Raw genomic sequence first — 2212 nt, forward strand, 5'->3', positions numbered from 1 at the left:
CCCGGGACCCCCCCCGCCGTACCACCCCCCCCCCCCGGGGGCCCCGCCGGGGGGGGGGGGCGCCCGGCTAACCCCCCCCCGGGGGGGGGCGGGGGGGCGGCCCGCGCCGCCCGGAGGATCAGCTGTCGCCGCGGGAGGCGAGGAACTCCTCGAAGCTGAGGAGCCCGTCGCCGTTGGAGTCGTGGGCGTTGATGACCGTCTGGGCGATGGACTCGGTGACGTGGTGGTCGCCGAGCTGCGCCATCAGGCTCTTGTACTCGGCCGCGGTGATGAACCCGTCGCCGTTCTTGTCGAACCGGTCGAACGCCTTGCGCGTCTCGTCGATGTCCGCCACTGCTTCAGCCCCATTCTCGTCGGGTCATTGACGCAGAGAGATTATCGGCTCGCGCTCCCCCGTTCGGCGGTGTGGCGGGTCTCCGGGTCGGCGCGTGGCCCCACGGGCTTCGGCCGGGCGGCTCAGCGGTCCTGCAACCGCATCTCGAACCAGGTGTTCTTGCCGCGCGGCAGCAGGTCCACGCCCCAGCGGTCGGCCAGTTTGTCGACGAGGAACAGCCCCCGGCCGCTGACGTCCGTCGCCTGCACCGGCATCAGGCAGGGCAGGCCCCGGGACGGGTCGCGCACCTCGATGCGGAGCCAGCCCCTGCGCCGCAGCATCCGCAGGCCGAACACGCGGGCACCCGTGTGGCGGACGGCGTTGCCGACGAGTTCGGAGACGAGCAGCACCGCGTGTTCCGCGAGGTCCGGGGAGAGGGACCACTGGTGCAGCACCACCGCGTAGGTGATGCGCCGGGCGACCGCCGCGGATTCCGGAAGGGACGCGAGGCGCACCTCGGCCTCCGTCGGGTCGCCGTACAACTCCAGCGCTCGGAGCGCCTGGCCGTCCTCGACGGCCGGCGTCCGCCGGACGGTGACCGCACCGCCAAGCCGCCGTGACTGCTGCACTTCCTCCAGGCCCGCCATGCCCTCCATCATGGCCGTCCGGAGGGCGTCGCGGGGCCGTTCCGAAGGATTCCACCCCCGGAACGGAAGATTCCGTGCAATTGCATCGGCATATGCCAACGGCAGAGCGACCCCTCTGACGCCCCATCTGACCTGCTTGTACGTCCGGTTTTTGGGCGACGAGCGGCCCGGTGACGCGCCCATCCTTAAGTTCCGTTTAAGGCGGCGTACGGCTCGACGCGGCCCCGGCGCACAGGGCCGCGGGGGGCGCCACCGGGGTCACAAGGAGTCTGCGCCGGAGCATGCGCCAGGCGCACGCGGGGGCCCGTACGGCGCCTGCCCCGGCACCCGCACGAGCCCCCGCGCGACCCGTCAGAGGAACTGCGCCTTGCCGGGGCCGTCCTCCACGAACGACCGCATGCCGCGCTCCCGGTCCTCCGTCGCGAACAGGCCGGCGAACCAGGTGCGTTCGATCGTCAGGCCGGTCTCCAGGTCGGTCTCGAGACCCGCGTCCACGGCCTCCTTCGCCGCGCGCAGCGCGAGCGCCGGCCCCTTCGCCAGCCGCTCCGCCCACTGCTGCGCCTCGCTGTAGACACTGCCCGCGGGCACCACCCGGTCGACGAGCCCGATGGCGAGCGCCTCGTCGGCCCTGACCTGACGGCCCGTGAAGATGAGGTCCTTCGCCCTGGACGGGCCGATGAGCCGGGCGAGGCGCTGGGTGCCGCCCGCGCCCGGGATGAGGCCGAGCAGGATCTCCGGCTGGCCGAGCTTCGCGTTGTCGGCGGCGATGCGGTAGTCCGCACAGAGCGTCAGTTCGCAGCCGCCGCCGAGGGCGTAGCCGGTGACGGCCGCCACGACGGGCTTGGGGATGCGGGCCACCGCGGTGAACGACTCCTGGAGCGCGCGGGACCTGACGGCCATGGCCGCGTGGTCCATGGCGCGCATCTCCTTGATGTCGGCGCCCGCGGCGAAGACCTTGTCGCCGCCGTAGAGGATCACCGCGCGTACATCGTCGCGGTCCCCCGCCTCCTGGGCGAGGTCGCGCAGCCGGTCCTGCACGTCGACGTCGAGCGCGTTCATCGGGGGGCGGTCGAGCCGGATCGTACCGACGCCGCCGGACACTTCGAGGGATACGGTTGCCATACGAGGCAGGTTAACGCCCGCTAACGGGCTGGACCAGGCGCGCCCGCGGACGGGGGGGGGGGGGGGGGGGGGGGGGGGGGGGGGGGGGGGGGGGCGGCGCGCGGGGGGGCGGGGGGCCCCCCCCCCGGGG

Annotated in this window: 3 protein-coding genes; all 3 read right to left on the bottom strand. The window is 73.9% G+C overall.

Annotated elements, in window-relative coordinates:
* Positions 1 to 118: 118 nt before the first annotated feature.
* Positions 119 to 334: an EF-hand domain-containing protein gene (locus LCE31_RS23905; protein ID WP_225017452.1), complete on the bottom strand. Its 216-nt coding sequence runs from the start codon at positions 332 to 334 to the stop codon at positions 119 to 121.
* A gap of 122 nt (positions 335 to 456) precedes the next feature.
* Complete coding sequence (locus tag LCE31_RS23910) at positions 457 to 960, bottom strand: ATP-binding protein (protein ID WP_374118539.1); 504 nt, start codon at positions 958 to 960, stop codon at positions 457 to 459.
* 351 nt (positions 961 to 1311) lie between these two features.
* Positions 1312 to 2082 (bottom strand): enoyl-CoA hydratase/isomerase family protein, encoded by a 771-nt coding sequence (locus LCE31_RS23915; RefSeq protein WP_225017454.1) that lies wholly within the window; start codon positions 2080 to 2082, stop codon positions 1312 to 1314.
* Positions 2083 to 2212: the final 130 nt, after the last annotated feature.

This window comes from Streptomyces sp. 8L, from assembly GCF_020176795.1.
GTDB lineage: Bacteria > Actinomycetota > Actinomycetes > Streptomycetales > Streptomycetaceae > Streptomyces.